Origin of the sequence: Corynebacterium fournieri (assembly GCF_030408775.1) — a bacterium.
Classification (GTDB): Bacteria; Actinomycetota; Actinomycetes; order Mycobacteriales; family Mycobacteriaceae; genus Corynebacterium; species Corynebacterium fournieri.
On the sequence record NZ_CP047210.1, the window covers coordinates 2,111,487 to 2,133,127 of the forward strand.

Annotated in this window: 18 protein-coding genes, 1 tRNA gene, 1 pseudogene and 1 riboswitch; of the genes and pseudogenes, 11 read left to right on the top strand and 9 right to left on the bottom strand. The window is 66.0% G+C overall.

What is annotated here, in order from left to right:
• Nucleotides 1-246: 246 nt before the first annotated feature.
• A complete protein-coding gene (locus CFOUR_RS10110) occupies nucleotides 247-1,785 on the bottom strand; it encodes an FMN-binding glutamate synthase family protein (protein ID WP_230471770.1) in 1,539 nt (512 codons plus the stop codon).
• Between the two features lie 150 nt (nucleotides 1,786-1,935).
• Nucleotides 1,936-3,285: a UDP-glucose dehydrogenase family protein gene (locus CFOUR_RS10115; RefSeq protein ID WP_085957163.1), complete on the bottom strand. Its 1,350-nt coding sequence runs from the start codon at nucleotides 3,283-3,285 to the stop codon at nucleotides 1,936-1,938.
• A gap of 192 nt (nucleotides 3,286-3,477) precedes the next feature.
• Here CFOUR_RS10115 and CFOUR_RS10120 point away from each other — a divergent pair, with 192 nt between their 5' ends.
• On the top strand, nucleotides 3,478-4,689 hold the full coding sequence (locus CFOUR_RS10120) for a Fic family protein (protein WP_085957162.1): 1,212 nt from the start codon (nucleotides 3,478-3,480) through the stop codon (nucleotides 4,687-4,689).
• A gap of 44 nt (nucleotides 4,690-4,733) precedes the next feature.
• Here CFOUR_RS10120 and dcd read toward each other — a convergent pair whose 3' ends face one another.
• The gene (dcd, locus tag CFOUR_RS10125; RefSeq protein WP_085957161.1) at nucleotides 4,734-5,297 is read right to left on the bottom strand and encodes a dCTP deaminase; all 564 of its coding nucleotides are present in this window, start codon (nucleotides 5,295-5,297) and stop codon (nucleotides 4,734-4,736) included.
• Between the two features lie 61 nt (nucleotides 5,298-5,358).
• On the opposite strand from dcd, the gene CFOUR_RS10130 reads away from it, so the two are divergent.
• A tRNA-Gly gene (locus tag CFOUR_RS10130) sits at nucleotides 5,359-5,429 on the top strand.
• 37 nt (nucleotides 5,430-5,466) lie between these two features.
• On the opposite strand, the gene CFOUR_RS10135 is transcribed toward CFOUR_RS10130, so the two are convergent.
• Nucleotides 5,467-6,045: a hypothetical protein gene (locus tag CFOUR_RS10135; protein ID WP_143338977.1), complete on the bottom strand. Its 579-nt coding sequence runs from the start codon at nucleotides 6,043-6,045 to the stop codon at nucleotides 5,467-5,469.
• Between the two features lie 16 nt (nucleotides 6,046-6,061).
• Nucleotides 6,062-6,201: riboswitch (SAM riboswitch) on the bottom strand.
• A 77-nt stretch (nucleotides 6,202-6,278) separates the two neighbouring features.
• Between CFOUR_RS10135 and CFOUR_RS10140 the strand changes: the two genes are divergently transcribed.
• Both CFOUR_RS10140 and CFOUR_RS10145 read left to right on the top strand, forming a co-directional pair.
• A complete protein-coding gene (locus CFOUR_RS10140) occupies nucleotides 6,279-7,100 on the top strand; it encodes an alpha/beta fold hydrolase (RefSeq protein ID WP_230471769.1) in 822 nt (273 codons plus the stop codon).
• A gap of 146 nt (nucleotides 7,101-7,246) precedes the next feature.
• A complete protein-coding gene (locus CFOUR_RS10145) occupies nucleotides 7,247-8,770 on the top strand; it encodes an HNH endonuclease signature motif containing protein (protein WP_230471768.1) in 1,524 nt (507 codons plus the stop codon).
• 44 nt (nucleotides 8,771-8,814) lie between these two features.
• On the opposite strand, the pseudogene CFOUR_RS10150 reads toward CFOUR_RS10145, so the two are convergent.
• Nucleotides 8,815-10,471 (bottom strand): annotated as a pseudogene (locus CFOUR_RS10150) (VanW family protein).
• 106 nt (nucleotides 10,472-10,577) lie between these two features.
• On the bottom strand, nucleotides 10,578-11,807 hold the full coding sequence (locus tag CFOUR_RS10155) for a glycoside hydrolase family 3 N-terminal domain-containing protein (protein WP_085957159.1): 1,230 nt from the start codon (nucleotides 11,805-11,807) through the stop codon (nucleotides 10,578-10,580).
• Between the two features lie 80 nt (nucleotides 11,808-11,887).
• Between CFOUR_RS10155 and CFOUR_RS10160 the strand changes: the two genes are divergently transcribed.
• Together CFOUR_RS10160 and CFOUR_RS10165 are read left to right on the top strand one after the other, a co-directional pair.
• Nucleotides 11,888-12,097 carry a DUF2613 family protein gene (locus CFOUR_RS10160; protein ID WP_290179373.1) on the top strand — a complete coding sequence of 70 codons (210 nt, stop codon included), beginning with the start codon at nucleotides 11,888-11,890 and terminating at the stop codon, nucleotides 12,095-12,097.
• Nucleotides 12,098-12,112: 15 nt separating this feature from the next.
• On the top strand, nucleotides 12,113-15,055 hold the full coding sequence (locus CFOUR_RS10165; RefSeq protein ID WP_290180273.1) for an alpha-(1->3)-arabinofuranosyltransferase domain-containing protein: 2,943 nt from the start codon (nucleotides 12,113-12,115) through the stop codon (nucleotides 15,053-15,055).
• On the opposite strand, the gene CFOUR_RS10170 is transcribed toward CFOUR_RS10165, so the two are convergent.
• Nucleotides 14,962-16,014 carry an acyltransferase family protein gene (locus CFOUR_RS10170; protein WP_230471797.1) on the bottom strand — a complete coding sequence of 351 codons (1,053 nt, stop codon included), beginning with the start codon at nucleotides 16,012-16,014 and terminating at the stop codon, nucleotides 14,962-14,964. The two genes, CFOUR_RS10165 and CFOUR_RS10170, sit on opposite strands and share 94 nt — an antisense overlap.
• 37 nt (nucleotides 16,015-16,051) lie before the next feature.
• On the opposite strand from CFOUR_RS10170, the gene CFOUR_RS10175 reads away from it, so the two are divergent.
• The 4 genes from CFOUR_RS10175 to CFOUR_RS10190 all read left to right on the top strand — a co-directional run bounded on the left by CFOUR_RS10175 (nucleotide 16,052) and on the right by CFOUR_RS10190 (nucleotide 19,321).
• On the top strand, nucleotides 16,052-16,705 hold the full coding sequence (locus CFOUR_RS10175) for a porin PorA family protein (protein WP_085957561.1): 654 nt from the start codon (nucleotides 16,052-16,054) through the stop codon (nucleotides 16,703-16,705).
• Nucleotides 16,689-18,122, top strand: a complete 1,434-nt coding sequence (locus tag CFOUR_RS10180) for an MmpA family trehalose lipid delivery protein (protein WP_290179376.1) — start codon at nucleotides 16,689-16,691, stop codon at nucleotides 18,120-18,122. Before CFOUR_RS10175 ends, CFOUR_RS10180 begins: the two co-directional genes overlap by 17 nt.
• A gap of 161 nt (nucleotides 18,123-18,283) precedes the next feature.
• Nucleotides 18,284-18,520: a three-helix bundle dimerization domain-containing protein gene (locus CFOUR_RS10185; protein WP_085957563.1), complete on the top strand. Its 237-nt coding sequence runs from the start codon at nucleotides 18,284-18,286 to the stop codon at nucleotides 18,518-18,520.
• 348 nt (nucleotides 18,521-18,868) lie between these two features.
• Complete coding sequence (locus tag CFOUR_RS10190; protein ID WP_290179378.1) at nucleotides 18,869-19,321, top strand: DIP1984 family protein; 453 nt, start codon at nucleotides 18,869-18,871, stop codon at nucleotides 19,319-19,321.
• On the opposite strand, the gene CFOUR_RS10195 is transcribed toward CFOUR_RS10190, so the two are convergent.
• Nucleotides 19,296-20,360 carry a glycosyltransferase family 4 protein gene (locus CFOUR_RS10195; RefSeq protein WP_085957565.1) on the bottom strand — a complete coding sequence of 355 codons (1,065 nt, stop codon included), beginning with the start codon at nucleotides 20,358-20,360 and terminating at the stop codon, nucleotides 19,296-19,298. The two genes, CFOUR_RS10190 and CFOUR_RS10195, sit on opposite strands and share 26 nt — an antisense overlap.
• A 4-nt stretch (nucleotides 20,361-20,364) precedes the next feature.
• Between CFOUR_RS10195 and CFOUR_RS10200 the strand changes: the two genes are divergently transcribed.
• Entirely contained in the window at nucleotides 20,365-21,117 is a 753-nt protein-coding gene (locus tag CFOUR_RS10200; RefSeq protein WP_085957566.1) for a class I SAM-dependent methyltransferase, read from the top strand.
• Here CFOUR_RS10200 and CFOUR_RS10205 read toward each other — a convergent pair.
• Nucleotides 21,114-21,539: a hypothetical protein gene (locus tag CFOUR_RS10205; RefSeq protein ID WP_085957567.1), complete on the bottom strand. Its 426-nt coding sequence runs from the start codon at nucleotides 21,537-21,539 to the stop codon at nucleotides 21,114-21,116. The two genes, CFOUR_RS10200 and CFOUR_RS10205, sit on opposite strands and share 4 nt — an antisense overlap.
• Between the last annotated feature and the right edge of the window lie 102 nt (nucleotides 21,540-21,641).

The window sequence follows — 21,641 nt, forward strand, 5'->3', positions numbered from 1 at the left end:
GTCCTTCTTAAAAGTACGGCGGCTAGGCACGGGTGTCAAGGACATCAAAACGCCATGGCCCGCTCGCAATCGTCTAGCAGATCCTTGTGTTCTGCTAGACGATCAAGGTCGGCGGGTCGCATTTCCCCAGGTGATGTCGACAGCGATTCCCAATTAGAAACGGATCGTATAGCAGGTCTGCCCGCCTGCTATACGATCCGTTGCCGGGACCAAACCCCGTGTGTGGCAGCGCCGGTGAGGACCCGGTTAGGAGACTGCGCGGAAGGTATCCGGGGACGCCGCCTTCCAGTCGGGGGCCCAGGCCGAAGGTGCGTCTTCAAGCAACTGCCCCGGGCGCAGCCACTCGTAGATGGACGCATAGGAGCGAGACTCCGTCGCCGACACGCTGCGGCGCAGCATGTGCGGGGTGAGCTCGGACGGATCGGACACGCCCATGGACGCCATGAGGCGCACCGCGGTGTTGACGGTGGTCTTCTGGAAGTTGTAGACCGCCTTGGACTTGTCTTCCACGACGATGGCACGGTTGCGGCGCGGATCCTGCGTAGCCACGCCCGTGGGGCACTCACCGGTGTGGCAACGCTGCGCCTGGATGCAGCCGGTCGCCATCATCATGGCGCGAGCGGAGTTGGTGTAATCCGCGCCCTGGATCATGCGCATGACAATGTCCGAGCCACCTGCGACCTTGCCGGACGCGCCGAGCTTGATTTGGTCGCGCAGGCCGGTGCCCACCAGTGCGTTGTGCACCAGCATCAGGCCGTGGGTCAGCGGCATGCCCATGTGGTCCTCGAAGTCGATCGGGGCGGCGCCGGTGCCGCCTTCGGATCCGTCAACGACGATGAAGTCCGGCGCGGTGCCGACCTCGCGGATTGCCTTGCAAATAGCCAGCACTTCCCTGCGGCTGCTAACGCACATCTTGAACCCGGCCGGCTTGCCGCCGGACAGCTCGCGCATCTGGGCAATGAACTCGATGAGCTCCACGGGAGTGCTGAACACGCGGTGCGCCGCCGGGCTGATGCAGTCCACGCCCATGGGCACACCACGGATTTCGGAGACTTCCTTGGTGATCTTGTCGGCCGGCAGCACACCGCCGATGCCGGGCTTTGCACCCTGGCTGAGCTTGAGCTCCACCATCTTGACCTGGTCGTCCTGGGCCTTGTCGCGGAACTTGACGGGGTCGAAGTCGCCGTCTTCGGTGCGCGCGCCGAAGTAGCCGGTGCCCATCTGCCAGATCAGGTCGCCGCCGTGCTCCTTGTGGTACGGCGACACGCCACCTTCGCCGGTGTTGTGGGCGAACCCGCCCATGGCGGCGCCCTTGTTCAACGAGCGCACGGCATTTTTGGACAGGGAGCCGAAGGACATGGAGGAGATGTTGAGCATGGAGATGGAATACGGCTTGGTGCAGTCCTTGCCGCCGACGAGTGCGCGCGGCGGTTCGGCCGGCTCTTCCACCGGCGCGATGGAGTGGACGAGGTGCTCGTGGTTGGTGTCGTAAACGTCCTGGACGGTGCCGAAGGAGGTCTCGCTCTGCTTGCCCTTCGCGCGCTCGTAGATGGCGTTGCGCTGGTCGCGGTTGAAGGGGCGGCCGTCCCAATCGCGTTCGATGAAGTACTGGCGCAGCTCCGGACCGATATCCGTGAGCAGGTAGCGCATGTGCCCCAGCACCGGGTAGTTACGAAGGATCGGGTACCTAGTTTGGGTGATGTCGTGGATGGCTACCCCACCCAACGCTGCTGCGGCCGCGCCAAGCGCGCCCTTGGCAAAATTTCCTCGCTTCTCCTTGGACATGCGCACCATCATGCCTTATCTGTGTCCGCATACTAAGACAGACGCGCAGTTATGTGTTGTGCGTCCGTCTTAGCTGGTCACAGGACCACTGTGCGGAGCTGCCCTCCCCGTAACGGGTGATTCTGCTCATTAGCTCCGAAGCAGCACGCGTTAGAGACTGCGGCCGAGTGCGCGCATCTGCCAGCCTGCGTCGCGCCAGGTGTTGACGTCGAGGACGTTTCGGCCGTCGATAAGCAGTTGCTTGGCGACGAGTGTTGCCGCCCACTTCGGGTCCATCTGCTTGAACTCGTTCCATTCGGTGGCCAGGATGACCAGTTCCGCCCCTGTTAGTGCGTCTTCGAGGCTGGTGGCGTAGTCGAGTGTGGGGAAGACCTTGCGGGCGTTGTCCATGCCTTGCGGGTCGTAGACGCGCACGCTTGCTCCGGCGAGGTTGAGCTGGCCGGCCACGGCCAGTGCCGGCGAGTCACGCACGTCGTCGGAATTCGGTTTGAACGCCGCGCCCAACACGGTGATGTTGCGCCCGATCAGGCTGCCGAGCTCCTCACGCGCAAGATCGATCACGCGCTGGCGACGGCGCATGTTGATCGCGTCGACCTCGCGCAGAAACGTCAGCGCCTGGTCTGCGCCGACCTCGCCGGCGCGCGCCATGAACGCGCGGATGTCCTTGGGCAGGCACCCGCCGCCGAACCCCAAACCCGCGCCGAGGAACTTGCGCCCGATGCGGTCGTCGTAGCCGATGGCGTCCGCCAGCTGGGTCACGTCCGCGCCGACGTTTTCGCAGACCTCGGAAACGGCGTTGATAAACGAGATCTTCGTAGCGAGGAAGGCGTTGGCGGAGACTTTCACCAGCTCCGCGGTCTGCAAATCGGTCACGATAAACGGGGTGTTGTGCGACAGCGGGGTGGCGTAGACCTCCCGGGCGATCTCCTCGGCTCGGCTGTCGCCGTGCGTGGCGCTTGCGTCCTGGGCACGTGTGCCCAAAACGATGCGGTCCGGTTCGATGGTGTCTTTGACCGCGTAGCCTTCGCGGAGGAACTCCGGGTTCCACGCGATCTCGACCTGCGCCTTGTTGCCGTTGGCGGCGGCGAGTCTGTCTGCGCGCTCCTGCAGCGCGGCGGCGGTGCCGACCGGGACGGTGGACTTGCCCAAAATCAGGTGCTCGCCCTCGAGCTGGGGCACCAGATCGTCGATGACGGCCTCGACGTAGCGGGTGTCGGCTGCGTAGGAGCCGCGCTGCTGCGGGGTGCCCACACCGATGAAGTGGATGTTTGCGAAGGCGGCGGCCTCGGCGTAGTCGGTGGTGAAATCCAGCCGCCCGGCGTCGATGTTGCGCTCCAGCACCTCGGGCAGGCCCGGCTCGTAGAAGGGCACCTTCGAGTTCTTCAGCGCCTGGATCTTGCTTTCGTCAACGTCTACGCCCAGTACCTCGTGGCCCAATTCAGCCATGCACGCCGCATGCGTCGCGCCGAGGTAACCAGTACCAATCACAGTCATCCGCATAAGTGGCCATTATGCCGTGGGAGGGCGGGCGCGGCAGCGCAACCGCCGGAAGCGTACTTGCAGGAATGAGAATTCGAGCGCTGTGTGTGACGCCTATTCTGCAAAATCAAGGTTTTCCCACAAATAGACCGACGCGAATATCGCTAAACTCCCAGAATTGAAAGTTCTGCCCCCACAAAGGACGATCCTCAAATGAACAATTACAAAAGCCTGAAGACTGTGTTTCACAAATCTTCAGACGGCCAGCGGGCTGCGGAGACAGAATACTTCTCGAGATTTTCCTCTCCAGCCACGCTTCATTGGGACTTCGCGGTCGGCAAACATCAACTATTCGCAGTGCTTACTGCGGAAAATCAATCCCTCTTGGAACAAGTCTGGCGGGCGGAGCTCCGAATTTCTCACAAGTGGTCCACGCTCCCAGGCGCAGCTGCCAGCCATTACCTGACTGGCCTGCTCATTGAGGAAATTAAATCGACCAACCAAATTGAGGGTGTGCATTCGACCCGGAGAGAAATTGCAGAAGCTCTAACTCGCCCGTCAACCGGACCACATAAGCGTTTTCGCGAAATGGTTGCCTTCTACGAGTCGTTGCTCAACCCCAATGATCGACCGGAGTTTCCTAGGACCCCCGCATCCCTCCGGGCGGAGTACGACAAATTGCTCGCGAACGAAATCGATGAGGACGATCGTCCTGATGGGCATCTGTTCCGGGCAGGAACTGTAGAGATTCACGACGGCATCCAAGGGGTGCACAAGGCCCCCCTTGGCGAAGACAACATTGAAGAGCGAATGCAAACGTTCTTATCGACCCAGCACGATGAAACCCATGTCCTCATCAACGCGCTCATAGGCCACTTCATATTTGAATACACCCACCCGTTTTACGACGGTAACGGCCGCATGGGACGCTTCCTACTCGCTTTCAAGGCCCTCGAGGTCCTTTCCCCACCAACCTCAATGTCCCTCTCGCACCAGTTCTCACTCCAGCGGAAGAAGTATTACGCGGCGTTCGTAGAAGCCGAAAACCCGATGAACTACGGGGAGGCAACCTTTTTTATCGAAGCCATGCTCGAGATGCTGATTGATGCCCAGAATGATTTGGAGACATCATTAGATCAAAAACACTTTCAGCTACGGAGTTTGCAAGATGTCTTATCATCCTTAGACCGTGACGAGTATGAACGCGACCTGCTTTTTTTAGCTGCACAAGCGTTTCTTTTTGGCCCGGATTTACCCTTCCCCCTCAAGGACGCAGTATCAACGATGGGACGTTCGTGGAACACCATCCGGCCCGTGGCAGAAGACTTGGAAACGGAGGGACTCATCCAATCGGCGTCGAAGCGCCCTCTCACTCTAGAACTGACCACTCGAGGCCGTGAATACTTGCATATATCAGAAGACTGAGTGGACTAGGGGCTACCGAAGATAGCGTCGATAGGCAATCGCGCCTACCGAAAGTTCAGGTACGCCTTCGAGGGGGTGGGGCCGCGCTGGCCCTGATACTTCGAACCGAGGGCGCCGCTGCCGTATGGAGTGTCCGCGGGCGAGGACATCTTGAACAGCGCGAGCTGGCCGACCTTCATGCCCGGCCACAGCACGATGGGCAGGTTGGCCACGTTGGACAGCTCCAAGGTGATGTGGCCGGAAAAGCCCGGGTCGATAAAGCCGGCGGTGGAGTGCGTGAGCAGGCCCAAACGGCCGAGGGAAGACTTGCCCTCGAGGCGGCCCGCCAGGTCCGCAGGAAGCGAGAAGCATTCGAGCGTGGACGCGAGCACGAACTCGCCGGGGTGCAGGACGAAAGCGTCGTCGTCCGGCACCTCGACAAGGGTGGTCAGATCCGGCATCTCCTGCTTCGGGTCGATGTGCGTGTACTTCGAGTTATTGAAAACGCGGAAGAACTTGTCAATGCGCACGTCGATGGAACTCGGCTGAATCAACTCGGCGTCGAAGGGGTCGATGCCGAGGTGGCCGGAGTCGATTGCGTCGCGGATGTCGTGATCTGAAAGCAGCACGGCTCAAAGTGTACTTCCCCGTTTTGGGGTCCGAATCCGTGGTGCTAAAGTCATCAACGCTGCCGGCGTAGTTTAGTGGTAGAACATCAGCTTCCCAAGCTGAGAGTGCGAGTTCGATTCTCGTCGCCGGCTCTCTTTTTTATCTGGGGGAAGGCTGGGCCCGAGGGGCCTACGCGTGGCTACAAGGGCCGATCGGTTTGGATGAGACGACGCTGACCGGGTATCCGTTACCGTTGAAGTCACCGCGCAGCACCGGCCACTCCCGGTTGTAGTACCTCGCGTTGGCGAGGCGCTCCGGGTCGTGGTTGTAGCAGGTGTACACGCCGTCTTCGGTGGAAAAGATCAGCTTGGTGCCGTCGTGCTCGATGATGGTGATGGGCAGCCAATCCTCTTTGGGGCCGTTGCCGGCGCGTAGTACCGGAATCCAGTGAGGTTTGTGGCCGTTGGCGATCAGGTCGCACTCGTCGGGGCCGCACGGAATGCGTTCTGCGGGCGGCTCAGGCAGGGGAACGACGGTACCGTTGGCGTCGCGGACCGCGCCCTCGATGGCGGAGTACTCAAATTTCGGGCCGGTGTGGCCCACGAAATCAAATGCCTCCATGGGCGAGGCGAATTCCGCGGTGACGGTCTCACCCGTGCTGTCGAGCCTGAACGTGACAGTGTTGATGTTGACGCTGCCGAGGGTCGCTGGAACCCAGTCATCGGCGAAGTCGAAGGGGTTGGACATTGCTGGCATGTCGGAAGACATGGTTGATCTCCTTTGAAAATCGCGCTTCCGGCGCGGCGGTTGCTCGTGCCGGCGGATCTTCTCCCGGGGGCACCGTGCGCGATGTGCGCGGTTGCCAGCCGACGAGCCGGGAGGCTTCGCCCGCTTTTACTTGCGGGACCGTCGGACTTCGTGATCCGCAAAGAAGATTAACAGACAGCTTTGTCTAGTGCAAGTGGGACCGGAGAGCGTCGATTAGCAATATGCTCGACAGGATGAAACTGAGCAGCGCGATGATGACACTTGCAGCTGGCTACGGAGCAGTGCGCGGGCTGCAAAACCGCCCGCCGATGCCGTTCAACGACAGGTCGTTTGAGCCCGAGCACCCCACGCCGGTGATGTACGTACACGGGATCAACTCGCGCACCGCGGCGTTCGAATCCAACGCACACAGCCTGCGCGAGCAGGGCTTTTGGGTGTGGGGCTACGACTACGGGGACATGATCGCACCCGGATTCTTCGGCGTGGGCGACCTGAACTCGATCGTGTGCGACGTAGAGGAAAACGTGGACCGCGTACTGCGAAAAACCGGTGCCACGCAGGTGGATATCGTGGCGCACTCGCAGGGCGCGCTGATGACCAAGCTTTTCATCGCTCGCGGCGGCGCGGAAAAGGTGCGCCGCGTAGTGGCGATGGGAGGCAACTTCCACGGCACCGATTTCCGCGGCCTGGCGGGGCAGATGGGCGAATTCGCATCCCGCCACCCACACTTCACCGCACTGTTCGCGCCCGGCGCAGCCCAGCAGCTGGCAGGTTCGGCATGGCTACAGGAGTTCGCCAGCGGGCCAGACACCGTACCCGGGATCGTGTACACCTCCATCTACTCGCCCGCAGACACGGTGGTCACCCCCGCCTCCGCGTCCGCACTGCAGTCCGCGGACGGCGCCGATGTGGCCAACATCGACTCCGGGCAGTGGTACGACGGCTACGCGCCGATCCACTCGCTCATGCCTCGCGACCCGCTGTACGCGGAGCTCACTGCGTGGGGGCTGCTGCGAGACGTGGGCGACCACGTGCCGCCGCAGCGAGAAAGCTAGGCAGCGGCGGCTTGTCGACGGGCTAAAGCTGCAGCTTGGGCGGGATTATTCGAACAAGTGTTCGTGTGGGTGGTTTGTAGCGTCGGGCGGGGCCGTAGTGTGTCGGGTGTTCGCCTCGTGAAGGCTCTGAAGGGAGGGGCGCCGCCATGACCAGGACAATCGACTACCACGTGGACCAAGTCGTCGCGGGGCTCGAAGCGCTCGAGGCGCTGATGATGCAGCCGGAGTCCTACCAGCTCGCATCCACCCACCACGCGATGGAGCGCCTGCACGCCGCGCTACCCCTCCTATCCAACGCCAACATCGCCTTCGCTTTTGTTTGCGAGCGCGACGGCGCAGGACGCCTAGTTGGGGCCAACCATCCCGTTGAATACCTGACCAAGCAGCTCGGCCTTCCCCGCGCCGACGCGTTCAACCTGCTCAGTCAGGCCAAGACGATGTTCGGCGAAGTGGAGGTGCCCACCCCGCCCTCCGACCCTTCCACCGGCGAGGAGGAGCGCCGGAAGCAGCAAGAGGAAGAGAAGCGGCGCAAGGAAGAAGCGCGCAAAGCCAAAGAGCGGGCCCGCAAAGCCGCTGCCAAAGCGAACGCAGAGAAAAAGCGCATCATCGACCGCGCACTGATGCAGCTCAACGAGCACGCCGACCCGGGCCGCGACGAAGTCTACGCCCGGGCGCTCGAGGCAGCAGAGACCATGTCCGCCGAGGAGCTGCGGAAATTCGTCACCAACCTGGTCAAACGCGCCAACCGAAAGGGCCGCGACTACTCGGGAAAGAAAGACCCCCTCGCCGCCTTTAAGAAGCGCACCTTGGTCTTCGGCGAAGAGGACAGCGACGGCGGAACCTGGGCCAAGATCTACCTTGACAAGGCCAGCCGCGCCGCCCTCGAGGCCGCCATCGCCGCCGGCGAAGCACCCGGCGCAAATTTGCCCGACGGGGTCGAGGACAAACGCACCCGCGGACAGCGCCGCTTCGACCAACTCATGGACATTGTGAACCGGCACGGCACATCCTCCGCCGCCGGGCGGCGCGGTCTCGGCACCGTGGTGCTGACCATGACGCTGGATGAGCTCCTCGGCGCCGACGCGTACACGGAGTTCGCCACCAACACCTCGGTGTCTTTGACCGCCCTGGACGTAGTGCGCCTGGGGTTGGCCGGCGACTCGTTCGCGCTCCAACTCGATTCGTGCACCGGGGTGCCGCTGTCGCTCGGCCGGGCACGTCTGGCCAGCATCGAGCAGAAGATGGTCCTGCTCGCCATGCAGCAAGTGTGCGCGTGGACCGGCTGCACCAAACCAGGCGTGGAGCTGGAGGCGCACCACATTGAGGCCTACTTCCACGGCGGGCTGACCAACTTGGACAACCTCATCCTCCTGTGCCGCGAGCACCACAGGTGCAACAACGACAACAGAGATGGCGCCGGCGGGAAGGGGCACTTCGAAAAAGACCCCGCCACCTGGGATATCACCCACCACCCCGCAGATGGCGGACCGCCGGTATCTACCTCAACCCACCAGTACCAACAATCACCCGGTCAACGGACCATCCGGCGCGCACAGGAGAAATACCCGGCCTTCGACGACCCACCGAATGCGAGAGCGAGCGATCCGCCACTGTTTGAAGTCGGCGAAAACCGGAAGACCGCTCCAAAGCGGAAAGGCAATACAGCGTGACAGCCGGGCCGGCCTGCTCGTGCCTGCCCGCGTCCGCCCGAGCCCTACCCGCAGCGCACGACCGGCTGCGGGTCGTACACCGTCGTCTGCGTCTCGCGGTTGAGCTCGTTGCCCGCGAGATCGTAGATGATCCGCGTGTCGGAAGTAGTGAAACCGGGCGCCCCCGACGAAGGCGCGCAGCTGTCGCCCGGCACGTTCATCGGCTGCGGCGAGGTCTGCGCCCAGCGCCCACCGTTGACGGATTCGACGGTGATGGACTTCACGCCCATGAGGCTCACCGTGACTTCGCCGCCGCCCACGTTGGTCGCGATACGGACCGGGTACGGGCTGTCGTTGCGGAACTGCAGATCGATGGCCCCCTCGTACACGGTGGCCTCGCGGCCAGCCGGGTAGCGGGAGATGTAGTACGAGTGCGGTGTGTGCGCCACATCCGTCATGCCCGCGAAGTACGAGGCGTTGTACAAGGTGGTGGCGAACTGAGAGATGCCACCGCCCACCGCGGTGTCCGCGTGGCCATTGAGGATGATGCCGGACTCCACGTAGCCCTGCGCGGTGCCGCGGGGGCCGGTGTAACCGTTCAAAGAGAACGTCTCCCCAGGGTTGACCACCGCACCGTTGACCGTCTGCGCCACCAGCGCGATGTTCGTGCCGGACGCGCCGGAAAAGCCGCCGGTGGTAAACGAGCCGACAACGTCATTGAAGGTGGCGTTTTGCGCCTGCTCGGTGGTGAACTCGGCGGGTACGTCCTTGTACACCGCCTCCCATGTGCGGGTCTCGGTGCCGTCCAGGCGCTTGTCCAGGGTTGCCAGGGTCGCGTCCCAGTCCACCACCGATCCGTCCACGGATGGCTCAACCCCGCCGCCGGCGAGCACGCGGGCGTTTTTGCCCTCCACCTCGGTCGCGGCGAGCTGGTCGCCCAGGATGGTGCGGGCAGCGTCCGTGTTCACCTCGGGCTCGAGGCGGCCTTTCACAACGGGGAACTGCACGATCTCGCCCAGGCGGTCCTGCGGCACCGCGGCCGCCACGCCGTCCTTGCCGGTCACGGTGAGCGGCCCGTCCAGCGCGGCACGGACCGGGCCGCCGAGAGCCGCTTTCATAGCGTCGTCGTTGACGGCGGGCTGGACCTCGCTCGGTTCCACATCGACGCCGTCGGGGTTGAGCCAGCCGGTGGTCACTTCGTCGCGAAGCAAAGAGCTTTCCACCTCTTGGCCCAGCTTCGGGTCGGAGGATTCGGCCTTGCCGCCTTCGATGCGGATGGTGCCGTCGACGGGGGTCGACGCGCAGCTCTTTTGCCATCCGGTCGAGCTGGCGGGTCAGGGCGGTGTCGTCGATGGTGGGAACGACGTCCACCTCGTGGGTGGTGAACAGTCCGCGCAGCCGCTCGACCGGGTTGGCGGTCTCGATGCCAGCGGCATCTACGGTGGCATCGAAGTCAATGCCCAGGCCGGATTTGGCCGGGATGAACTCGGTGGACTTCTCCCCCGCGGTCACGGGGACGGCTTCGTCGGTGATGCCGCCGAGCTCAGCCTGAAGCTTGTCGCGCGCCTCCTGCGGAGCCATCGCCCCAATGTCCACGCCGCCGACGTGCGTGCCGCGCGGCACCTTGCCGCGGTGCGTGGCCAAGTCCGCCAGATACAGTGCGAGGGCCACAGAGAGAACGCCGAGGAGGATGCCGAGCGCGATCTTGGTGCCGCGGCCCATCACTCCCGCGCCGCCCGAGGCGGTCCCGGAGCGGCCTTTCCTGTGCGAGGTTGCCTTCACTGTAGTCACCCGAGACACAGTAATGGAGATCTTTAAAGTCGCATAGCTACAGCCCCACGTCAATGAGCTGCTGCTGCACCCTCGTGGCTGCTTCGTCGACGCGCGCCTCTGGGATGTAGCCGCCCTGCACGCACCACACGATGTGGTCGATGATGCCGGGCAGATCCGCCCCGGAGGACCACAGCGCCTGGTCCGCGCCGGAGCCGATTGCCCTGGCCACGGCGTCGCGGGTGGGGGCGTAGTCCAGGATGCCGCGCATACCGGAAAGGTCGTCGGTGACCACGACGCCCTCGAACGGCGCGCCGCCCGGGTAGTCGCCGCTGCGCAACAGGCGGTAGGCGTCCGGGTTCATGGAGCTGGGTACCCCGTCGGGCCCAAGCCCCGGGACGATCATGTGGCCCATCATCACGCTTGCGCGGGGAAATTGGGTCAACAGCGGCCCGTAGGGGCGAAGGTCCAGCTCGCGCACCTGGTCCAGCGGCGGGGTGACGGCCAGCTGGTGGTGCGTGTCCCCGGAGGCGCGGCCGTGGCCGGGGAAGTGCTTGTAGGTGGGGGTGACCCCGGCATCCAGCAGCCCCTGGGAGAACAGCCCCGCCACGCGCACCACTTCGTCGGGGTTGCCGTGGAAGGAGCGGTCGCCCACGATGTCGAGGCCGTTGACGTCGAGGTCTAGAAGCGGCGCGTAGTCCACGTTGATGCCGTGGGCGCGCAGGGCGCGGCCGATGTCGTATCCGGTGCCGCGGATCACCTCCGGCGGTTGCCCGGCGAGCGAGCGCGGCGGCATGAACTCGCCGAGCACGTTCGTATGGCGCTGCACCCGGCCGCCTTCGAAGTCGATGGCCACGGAAAACGGCCGGTTGTACTGCTCGCGCAGGGCGTTGATGTTGCGTCCCGGCTCGGTCAAAAGCGCCGGGTCCGCCCAGCTGGGGATGATCAGCCCGCCGACGCCCTGGTCGAGGGCGAATCGCGCCTGGTCGTAGTTGGCCACGCCGACGATCATCAGCGACGCGACCTTTTGGCGCAGGTCAGCCGGCACGCGCTGCTGGGCGGGCGACAGCGGCGCGGGAGCTTCTGCCGGGGCCGGGGGCGCGACTGCAGGGGGCTGCTGCTTCTCGACGTCCTCCGGTTCCCCCGCGTCTGTGCTTGTCTGCAGCGCCTGCGTCTTAGCTGTCTCTTCTGTGCTTTCTGTGCTCTCTAGGGTTGAGGTGCACCCGGCGAAGCTCGCCGTCGCCAAGCACGCAAACGCAACCCCCACTGCGCCCGCTCGTGCCCGCATGCTTGTGCCCCTTTGTCAGCTGTGGTTGAACCCGTTTCAAACCACCGCCACTGTACCCGCCGCTGGTATGCTGCACCGACATGTCCCACCGAGTATTCGCACTTCCGGCTTCGCTCGCCCGGCGCGCCACCGCGCCCGTTCTGGCCAGCACTGTTGTCGGCGTGGTGCTCGGTGTGGTGGGGGTGTTGGGCATCGCCGCGGTCTCCGGGCAGTCCACTGTGCCGCAGGGCTCGGCGGTGTCCGCGGACGAGGCGGTGCTGGGCGGGCCGGAGTACGGCTCGCGGAAGTAGGCCCCGGTGCGGGGGATGCGCGCGCACCTCGCCGGCTGGCTCGTCCTGCTTGCCGTCGTGCTGGCCCAGCCGCCGGGTGAGGTGGCGGCCGACACGAAGTTCGACCTTGTTGCGGACCCGCTGCGCTTTCTCACCCGCGCCACCCATGCCTACACCGACGAGTTCCCGCTGGGCCAGGTGCAAAACCAGGCCTACGGTTATCTGTTTCCGCAGGGGCCGTTCTTCCTTGCCGGTCACCTGTTGCATGTGCCTGAGTGGCTGATCCAGCGCGCGTGGTGGCTGCTGCTGCTGGGCCTGGCCTACTCCGGGACGCTCATATTGGCGCGGCGTGTAGGGATTAGGGGCACGTTTCCGCAGGTGCTTACCGCCGGAGTGTACGCGCTGAGCCCGCGCATCTTGACCACGCTCACCGCGATTTCTTCCGAGGCGTGGCCGGTGGCGCTCGTGCCGTGGACGCTGGTGCCGCTGACGCGCAAGCGTCCCCTGGTCGCGCCCGTGGTTGTCGCGGTTGCCTGCATGGGCGCGGTCAACGCCACGGCCACCATCGCGGCGTGCCTGCCGGCGTTCGTGCTGCTGGTTGCCCGGCGGGCCTACGCGGCGGCGGGAAAGTTCGCCCTCGGCGCGGCCGCGGTGTCTGTGTGGTGGATCGGCCCGCTGCTGGTGCTGGGGCGCTACTCGCCGCCGTTTACAGACTTCATCGAATCCGCCGGCGTGACCACCGCGTGGCTCAACCCGGTGGAGATTTTGCGCGGCACCACCAGTTGGACGCCGTTCGTGGACACCGAGCGCGCCGCCGGCCACCTGCTGGTCGGTGAGCCGGTGTTCATCCTCGCCACCTGCTTCGTCGCCGCGGCGGGGCTGGCGGGCCTGGCGCGGCGCGACATGCCGTGGCGCGGGCCGCTCCTCGCCGTGTTTGCGGTGGGGTTCTGGGTGCTGGGTTCTGCGCATATGGCCACATCGCTTTACGACGGCACCCTCGCCCCCTTCCGCAACCTCCACAAGTTCGACCCGCTGGTGCACCTGCCTCTCGCGCTCGGCGTGGGGCACGCGGCGGCGGCAGCGCACGGGGTAAACCGGCCGAAGGCGGTCGCACTGGCGCTGGCCGCAACGGTGGCGGTGGCCCCGGCGTGGTCGTTGCGCCTGCTGCCCCAGGGCACGTTCAGCGAGGTCTCTCAAGATTGGGTCGCGGCGGGTAAGTGGCTCGACGAGCACGCCGCCGGCACGCGCACCCTGGTGGTCCCGCCGGCATCGTTCGCGCGGCAGAGCTGGGGGTGGACGCGAGACGAGCCGATCCAGGCGTTAACCGGCGCGAGGTTCGTTTTCCGCGACGCGGTGCCCCTGGTGGACCCGGAGGCGATTCGGGGGTTGGACGGACAGACCGAGATCGTGGAGAGGCAAGCGCTGCGCTCTATCGGTGTGGGCGCGGTGGTGGTGCGCCACGATTTGGAGCAGCAACCTCCGACGCCGAATCTGGGCGAGCCGGACGCCAGCTTCGGCGAGGTGGACATTTTCCTGCTGGACCCGCAGGCGGACGTGATGGACACCGACCGCGAGCCGGTGGCCGTGGACGGCGGCGGCGAGGTCCTGCCGTTGCTGTGGCGCGAGCTGGGCTACTTCCCGGCGCGCCTGACCAGCGGGGACGCCGACGATGTCGACGCTGCCGACAATTTCGACAACGTCGACATTGTCACAGACACCCCAGCGCTGGCGGTACGAAACTACGGCACGATCGACGGCCAATCCGGCTACCTCAACGTCGAGGGAGAGGACGCCACGGTGCGCAACAAGGTGAAGGACTACCCGTCCGACGGGCGGCGCACTGCGGTTTCCACCGACGGGCTCGCCCGCGCGTCTTCCTCGGCCGCGGACGCTGGTGCGTTCGGCGGGCCGGACCCGTCGAAGTCGCTCACCGCAGCCTTCGACGGCTTGGCGGAGACCGCATGGTGGCCCGCGCCGGGCGATGCGCACGCGTGGATCGAATTCGAGTCCGAGCAGGAGCAGGTCACCATCGCCTCCACCGCGGACACCACCGTGAAGCTGTGCGACGGCAACCACAACTGCCGCAGCGTCACCCTGGTGAAGGACCAGCCGCGCAGGCTCACCCGCGGCGACGCCACAATCGTGGAGCTCACCGAACCGGTTGGCATCCGCGAACTGGACGTGGGTGTGCGCCGCATCGTGGAGGTTGAAGGCACCGCGGACCGCTACTTCTTCCAGCGCCACTTCCCCGAAAACACGGTGATTCAGCGCCGCTTCACCACCGTCGAGGACGCCACCTGGCAGTTGTCCGCGCCCGCCACCATCGACGGGCAGCGCCACGTGGGCACCGTGTCTCTCTCAGCGGGCACCCACGAGCTGTTCACCCGCGCCGACACTGTCATGCTCTCCCGCGCGCCGCTGCCGATGCGCCACGGCGACCGGTTGATACTGACCACCCGCGCCTTTAACGACGGGCTTCGCGCCACCCTCGGCGGCACCGAGCTCGAGCCGGTGCGCATCGACGCCGGCGCCCAGGCCTTCCGCGTGCCCGAGGGCGCGACCGGCGAGTTCTCCATGCGCTTCGCCGGCGAGGGCGCCTACCGCTACTCCCTGATCTTCGGCGGGGCGTTGAGCCTGCTCGTGCTCGCAGGCTGCCTGTGGGTGCCGTGGCGACGCGAGCCAGACTCGCTGTACGCCCCTCCCGCCAGCGCGAACTGGGCGCCCACCCTTGCTGCCATCGCCGCCTTCCCCGTCCAGGGCCTAGCCGCGGCGGCGTTGGCGTGGGTGGTGCGCCGCTTCACGGTGCTGCCGATGCACCGGGTCGCCGCAGCAGCCCTCGGGGTCTGCGGCCTGGTCCTCGCCCGCGCCCCATGGCCGGCGGCGAACTACGCGGGCTCCTCGACCTTTCTCGTAGTGGCCGGGTGCTTCGCCGTGGCCTGCCTGACCAACCGCGCGCCGGGCACCTCCACCAGCTCGTAGGAGATGTACGCCACCGCGGTAGACGACAGGGCGGTCGCGGCGTAAACCGGCACGAACCCGCCGGAAAACATGGCAACCCCCAGCACCGGGAAGACGAAGTACAACACCGCCATGTGCCACAAGAACACCGAGTACGACCAGCGCCCCAGCGTGCGCATCACCCGCGAGGACAGCACCGTGCCCTCCACCCGCTGCCCCAGCGCGAACGGTGCCACCACAAGCGCTGCGAACACCGCGCCGAGCAGGATGCGAACGTTGAACTCCCCCGGCGAGGGGTGCGCCAGTCCGCGCGGGCCGATCACGCCGGCACACCACGCCACCGGCAGCGCCAGCAGCGCAATCGGCCACCGCGGCCCCGTGTAGCGCAGCCCGGCGCGCTCCAACTCCGCCAGCACGAGGCCGACGGCGAACCAGGGCGCGTAGGACGGCGGCCAGATCTGCAGGTTCAGCGTCGCCGGATCCGCCACGCCCGCAACGGCCCAGGGCCAGCCCAGCCCCAGCACCACCGCGCCCGCCAACGCCGCGCGCCGCTGCCGTGCTCCGAGCCGCAGGTACAGCGGCAGGACCGCGTAGAAGGCGGCTTCGATGCATAGGGACCACATTTGCGTGAGCCCGTCGATAAGCGCATGCGGCACGTAGACCTGCACGAGCAACAGGTTCGCCACCGCCTGCTCCCATGTCACTCCCGCGAGCGGCGGCAGCGCGAGCAGCACCACCGCCGCGCACACGAGGTAGGCAGGCGCGAGGCGCGCCACCCTGCGCGAGTAGTAGCCCGGCCGCCGCCCGCCGCGCGCGAGCAAAAACGCTGAGAGCGCGAAGAAGACGGCCACGAAGTAGTCGAAGCGCTCCAGCACCGCGGAACCTGTCGCGGTTTGAAAGGCCACGTGCGTGGCCACGATGCCGTACGCGGCCACAGCGCGCAGGCCGTCGAGCTCGGGCAAAATGGCGGGTCTGTTCACGATGGCGCAAGTCTAGCCACCCGGTAGGGTGACACGGGTGAACCTGCGACGCCGACTTGCCACCTGCCTGGGCATCATCGTCGCCTGCGGCGCGCTCAACCTCGCCTCCCCCATCGTGATTGCGAAACAGCGCACGCTCGATCCGGGCGAGTACACGATGCTTTTCGACGGAGCTTCGCCCCGCACCCGCACCGTCACCTTGACCAAGGCACCGAAGAAGCTGGACGCGGTGGTGACCCTGGACGGCGAGGACATCGACGCCTTCCCCATCGACCCGTCCACCGCCTTCCCCGCGAAGGGGCGCGCCGGGCTCGGCCCGCTGATCCCTTACCGCCCGGAGCGGCGCACCTACCCCCTGTTCGACGCCGCGGCCGGCACCGATGTCCCGATGGATTTTCTCGGCCCGGGGTCGGTGCGGGGGCTGGACACTTTTAAGTATTCCGCCGAACTGTCGGGGGGATGCACCCGCACCGTCGACGCGGAGCGGCGCACCGGACGCATCGTGGACGAAGTCTGGGACTGCCCGCCGCAGCAATGGGTGCTCGCGGAGGAGACCAAAGCCGCCCAGGTGGATGCGGCGCGGCGCGACGTGGCGTGGCTGCGGGCCCTGCAGGTGATGGCGGTGGTCACCCGCACGATCGCCGCGGCGGCGTTTATCACTGGCCTGGTGCTGTATGCGCGCCGCGGCTAGCAGGTGGTGGGCGCCCGCGTACGGCGCCCTGCTAGTTGTACTGCTGACCTGGCCTTTTTTGGTGCCCGGCGAGGCGTTTGCGCTGCGCGACATGATGGTCTTCGATGCGATGGCGCTGACCCGCGCCTCGCTGGGCTGGGGTGATCTGGCCGCGCGCAACGTGCCCCAGGACGCGCTGTTGGGCATCCTGCCGCGGCCCGTGCTGTTCGTGCGGGTGTTCATGGTGGCCGCCGCCGGGTGCGCCGCGTGGGCGGGGCACCGGCTGGGGCGCTCTCCGTTCGGCCGGGCGGCGGCGATGACGGTGGCGGTGTGGAACCCGTTCGTGGTGGAGCGCCTGCTGCAGGGCCAGTGGTCCTTGGCGGCCGCGGCGTGGCTGCTTCCGATGGTCGCACTCGGTGTGCCACCGGTGTCGGGTCTGGCGCACTGGTTGGCGTCGTTGACCCCCACCGGGGCGCTGGCCGCGGCGTGTTTCGCGCGCGGGCGCCGCGGTCTTGCGGTCTCCGTGCTCACCTGTCTGCCGTGGGTGGTCGCCGGCGTGTTCGCGGGTACGCAGGGCACGTCTTCTGCGGCATCCGCGTCCGCCTTCGCCCCACGCGCGGAGGCGTATGCGGGCACCCTCGGCTCGCTGGCGGGGCTCGGCGGCATTTGGAACGGCCAGGCGGTCCCCGCTTCCCGCGAGCATGGGTTCGCACTGTTCGGGGTGCTGCTGTGCGTGCTCCTCGCGCTGGCGTGGAGGGCTGTGCCCCGGCGCTTCCTCCTCTGCGCTGCCGTGGGCTTTACGGTCGCGCTCGCCTCCTGGGCGGGTTTGACTGCCCCGCTGGTCCAGCACGTTCCCGGCGCAGGGCTGCTGCGCGACGGGCAGAAGTGGCTCATCCTCGCCGTGCCCGCATTCGTGGCGGCCGCCGGGGGGTTGGAAGCTCGTCGGGCGCTAACTGCCGCGGCGTTTGCGCTGCTGCAGATCCCGGACGCGCCCGTGGCGCTCGCCGCGTTGGCCCCCACCGCCGTCGAGGTGCCTGCTGTCGACCACCGGGGCCGAGACGTGTTCTTCGAATCCCGGGACACGCTGCAGACAGTCGGCGGCGCTCCGGCTGTGGATCCCGCCCCCAAGGCCATGAACGTGGTTGAATCCGGTGCCTTAAGTGTGGACGGGGTTGCCGTGGATCTGCCGTCGTTGCGCTGGTCGGCGGCCCAGGCGGCCGTTTCCGGCGGGGAGGACTTGGCCCGCTTGCGCGAACTGGGCGTCGGGGTCGTGGTGCGCGCCGACGGCTCAGTAGAGGAAACGGGCGCGCCCGCGCGTGAGCTGCCGGTACTGGGAGTCGCCCTGTTTGCCCTGTGGTGCATGGTGCCATTGACACAATGTGTCCAACATCACAGCTTCAACAGAAAAGCTTCCTACCTGGGCACTTCCGACATTTAATTGGTCTACACCCATTAATGGAGCGCGCCAATCGTTGAACCTCTTGCACCTTCGCGCCTACACACCTTAAAGTGAACGAAAAGTTAACAACAGGTTACGTACACGCGTAACCCAGAACCGAGAAAAGGAGCAGATACCGCTTCTGCAAGGAGGAACACACCATGGCTAACACTATTGACTTCAGCATCATCCGCGAGCGTGCCCTGCGCAACATCCGCGAGGACCTGCTCGCCGAGTTCGCCGGCAAATTCGACGCACTCGAGATCAACGACGCGTTCGATGCTGTCCTGCGCACCCACCGCAACACCGCGCTGATCGAGGACTTCATCCCGGTCCTCGTCGAAGCCGAGATGCGCGACCGTCTCCGCGACGGCGAGCTGTTCCCCTCCGCGGCATAGACCGCCTCACCCCTCAACGCCCAGCCCTTCCACGCGGCTGGGCGTTGTGCTATTTTCAGCTGCACATTGTCGGTAGCGGACGCTTCCCGGCACCCATCCAGCGAACGTCAACCCCGCGTTTGCCCGGGGAAAACGGCAAACTGCAAGGCGCCTTGTGGCCGCATCAGGGCTGAAGCGGTTCGATTCCGCTCACACGCACAATGCACGCGGCCTGCACGACGCACACGGGCACGACCCCCACCACAGGGTTGCACCGAGCACTCTTTACTACCGCGACGTTGGGGATGGGCCGCCGGAGCTGCCGTGAGGGTCGGGTACGGGGACAACAACGTTTGCAAGGAGGCACACATGCTGCTCGCAGAGGCACTGGCGCGCCGTGCAGAGGCGCAGGACCGCTTGAACAAGCTGCAGGAGCGCCTGGTCAAAGGCGCGATGATCCAGGAGGGCGACACCCCGGTGGAGGACCCGGCGGCGATGCTCGAGGAGGCAGCCGCGCTCCTGCAGGAGATCGAGACCCTCGTGCGCCGCATCAACCACACCAACGCGCAGACCCCCTTCGAGGGCGCCACGCTCACCGACGCCATCGCCCGTCGCGACGCCCTGCTGCGCTCCCGCCGCCTCTACGCCGCGGTCGCCGACGCCGGCACGATGACCAACCACCGCTACTCGCGCTCCGAGGTCCGCTTCGTCCCCAACGTCGACGTCAAAGCGCTGCGCGACATGGCGGATAGCGCCTCCAAGGCCTACCGCGAGCTGGACACGAAGATCCAGCAGCTCAACTGGACCACACAGCTGCAATAACGCGGGCGAACTTCCGGCCGGTTTCCTCCCAGGAAAACCGCCCCGCCCAAGCCCGCGCGGCGGGAGCCATTGCTTCTCGACGCCCAAGGGTCTGCCCCACCACCTCCACAAACTCCTCACCGGGCTCGACCAACCGGCCGGTGACCCCGTCGCAGATGGAGTCCGCGACACCTCCCGCGCTCGCGTACGCCACGGTGGGCACCCCGTGCTGCGCCGCCTCGATCACCGCGATGCCCCAGCCCTCTTTCCGCGACGGCAGAAGGTGCAGCGCCGCCCGCTGAAGCAGTGCGTGCTTGTACGGCTCCGAGACGTGCCCGTGGAAAACCACCTTGTCGCCGTGCGGGGCTGCGTACTCGCGCAGCTCGTCTTCCCACCAGCCGGAGCCGATGATGTCCAGCACCGCACCGTCGATCTGCGAGACCGCATCAATCGCCTCCTCGATGCGCTTGTGCGGCACGAGGCGAGAGAGGGTGACTAGGTGCAACCTGTGGTCGTCGTGAAGCGTGGGCGTGTCGGCGGGCACGGGGTCGACGCCGTTTTCCACGATCTCGATGTCGCCGGCGCGCACCCCCAGCGCCACCAGGTCCCGCTTCGAGGCCTCGGACACGGTCACGTACTGCGCGCCCCGGTACACCCGCGGCGCCACCTTCGACTCCAACAACCAGCCCAGCCGCCCGATCACCGGGCCAGCCACCGGCCACTGCTCCTTGTGGCAGTGGTGCGTCAGCAGCACCACCGGCTTGCGCGTGAACAGCCGCGCGAAAAACGGGATGCCGTTTTGGGTGTCCACCACCACGTCCGGGCGGTTGCGCCACAACGACAGCGGCGCGGCCAGGTACACGCCGAATTTCCCGCCGGCGCGCTCGTAGCGCGCCCCGTTTCGCTTCGACCGCCGCGGCGCGTCCGTGTGCTTGGCGGTGCGGTAGATCACCTCGTGGCCCTGCGCCGCTAAGTATTCGCCGACGCGTTCCAGGTAGCGCTCCGAGCCGCCGCCCTGCGGGTGGGTGGTATCGCGCCAACACAGAAGCAGTATCTTCATCGCTATGCACCGTACCCGCCGGATGGCCACACTTCGTCGCTCACTCCGGCTTCTGCGCGCCTTTTCCTACGAGCAGTTCCGCCCGCGCATCTTCTACTCGCTGCTCGCCCGCGATACGCGCCTGCTTCTCGACGCCCTCCGGTCCGACCTCTCCTCATCCCCTGCTCCGAGCTTGCGAGGTGCAGCCGTCCTCGACGTCGGCGGCGGGCCCGGCTACTTCGCCGACGCGTTCGCAGACTGCTTCTACGTCGGGCTGGAACCAAACGTGTCCGAACTATCCGCTGCAGGTTTGACCGGTTTCAGCGCGGTGCGCGGCGACGGAGCGGCGCTTCCCTTCGCCGACGATTCCTTCGACGTGGTGTACTCCTCCAACGTCGCCGAACACATCCCGAACTGGCAGGCCATGGGCGACGAGATGCTGCGCGTGGCCAAACCCGGCGGGCTGGTGGTGCTCAGCTACACGGTATGGCTCGGGCCGTTCGGCGGGCACGAGACTGGCTTGTGGCAGCACTATGTGGGCGGGCAGTATGCGCGTCGTCGATACGCAAAAGTGCACGGCCGCGAACCGAAGAATGTGTTCGGCAAGTCCCTGTTCGCCGTCTCCGCGCGCGAGGGTCTCGCGTGGGCGGAAGGCACCGGCCAGCTCGCTGCGGCATTCCCCCGCTACCACCCGTGGTGGGCGTGGTGGGTCACCCGCGTGCCGGTGCTGCGCGAATTCGCGGTGTCAAACCTCGTGCTTGTGCTGCGCAAGGGTTAGTACTGGGGCTTCAAAGCCAATGTCCGCTGCACACGGTCTAGCCGCTTCATCATCCCCAGCGACTGGGGAGCCATAGCGTGAGTCAGACCGTAGATCTCACGCAGACGCGCCGCGTGATCGACATAAAGGATCTGCTCCTGATGACTCACTCGATTGCGGAGCTTGCGCAAAGCATCCAAGCTGCACCCCACAGCGTAGGCGGCCTCCACTTCTTGCGGAACCGTAAAGCCGTAGGCGTACTTTGCGCTTTCCACGAACTTGGGGCTAAGTCCCGGAAATGCCTTTCGCAGTGCAAAACGCCATAGATTCTCGTGCGCCGTGAAGCCCGAAGCAAGGTTTCCGCGGTGGGCCGGCACCTTTTGCGGAAAAAGCGCGGATAGGTTCCCAAATGTGAGCTGGGAAATCCTGTCGTCGAAGTTCACTTGTGCCCTAAATCGAGGATGAATCGGGGCACGCCTCCGCGCTGCTTTCTCAGCTGCACTCCGGCCGTCTTGAGCCATCCTTCCAACTAAGCCCCGTAGCGG

Excerpts from the sequence above, each read along its gene's own strand:
- CFOUR_RS10190 (WP_290179378.1), top strand. The coding sequence starts at position 18,869 with ATGCTGCTCGCAGAGGCACTGGCGCGCCGTGCAGAGGCGCAGGACCGC.
- CFOUR_RS10200 (WP_085957566.1), top strand. The coding sequence starts at position 20,365 with ATGCACCGTACCCGCCGGATGGCCACACTTCGTCGCTCACTCCGGCTT.
- CFOUR_RS10145 (WP_230471768.1), top strand. The coding sequence starts at position 7,247 with ATGACCAGGACAATCGACTACCACGTGGACCAAGTCGTCGCGGGGCTC.
- CFOUR_RS10120 (WP_085957162.1), top strand. The coding sequence starts at position 3,478 with ATGAACAATTACAAAAGCCTGAAGACTGTGTTTCACAAATCTTCAGAC.
- CFOUR_RS10160 (WP_290179373.1), top strand. The coding sequence starts at position 11,888 with ATGTCCCACCGAGTATTCGCACTTCCGGCTTCGCTCGCCCGGCGCGCC.
- CFOUR_RS10115 (WP_085957163.1), bottom strand. The coding sequence starts at position 3,285 with ATGCGGATGACTGTGATTGGTACTGGTTACCTCGGCGCGACGCATGCG.
- CFOUR_RS10110 (WP_230471770.1), bottom strand. The coding sequence starts at position 1,785 with ATGTCCAAGGAGAAGCGAGGAAATTTTGCCAAGGGCGCGCTTGGCGCG.
- CFOUR_RS10180 (WP_290179376.1), top strand. The coding sequence starts at position 16,689 with ATGCGCGCCGCGGCTAGCAGGTGGTGGGCGCCCGCGTACGGCGCCCTG.
- CFOUR_RS10140 (WP_230471769.1), top strand. The coding sequence starts at position 6,279 with ATGAAACTGAGCAGCGCGATGATGACACTTGCAGCTGGCTACGGAGCA.
- CFOUR_RS10135 (WP_143338977.1), bottom strand. The coding sequence starts at position 6,045 with ATGTCTTCCGACATGCCAGCAATGTCCAACCCCTTCGACTTCGCCGAT.
- CFOUR_RS10185 (WP_085957563.1), top strand. The coding sequence starts at position 18,284 with ATGGCTAACACTATTGACTTCAGCATCATCCGCGAGCGTGCCCTGCGC.
- CFOUR_RS10195 (WP_085957565.1), bottom strand. The coding sequence starts at position 20,360 with ATGAAGATACTGCTTCTGTGTTGGCGCGATACCACCCACCCGCAGGGC.
- CFOUR_RS10155 (WP_085957159.1), bottom strand. The coding sequence starts at position 11,807 with ATGCGGGCACGAGCGGGCGCAGTGGGGGTTGCGTTTGCGTGCTTGGCG.
- CFOUR_RS10165 (WP_290180273.1), top strand. The coding sequence starts at position 12,113 with ATGCGCGCGCACCTCGCCGGCTGGCTCGTCCTGCTTGCCGTCGTGCTG.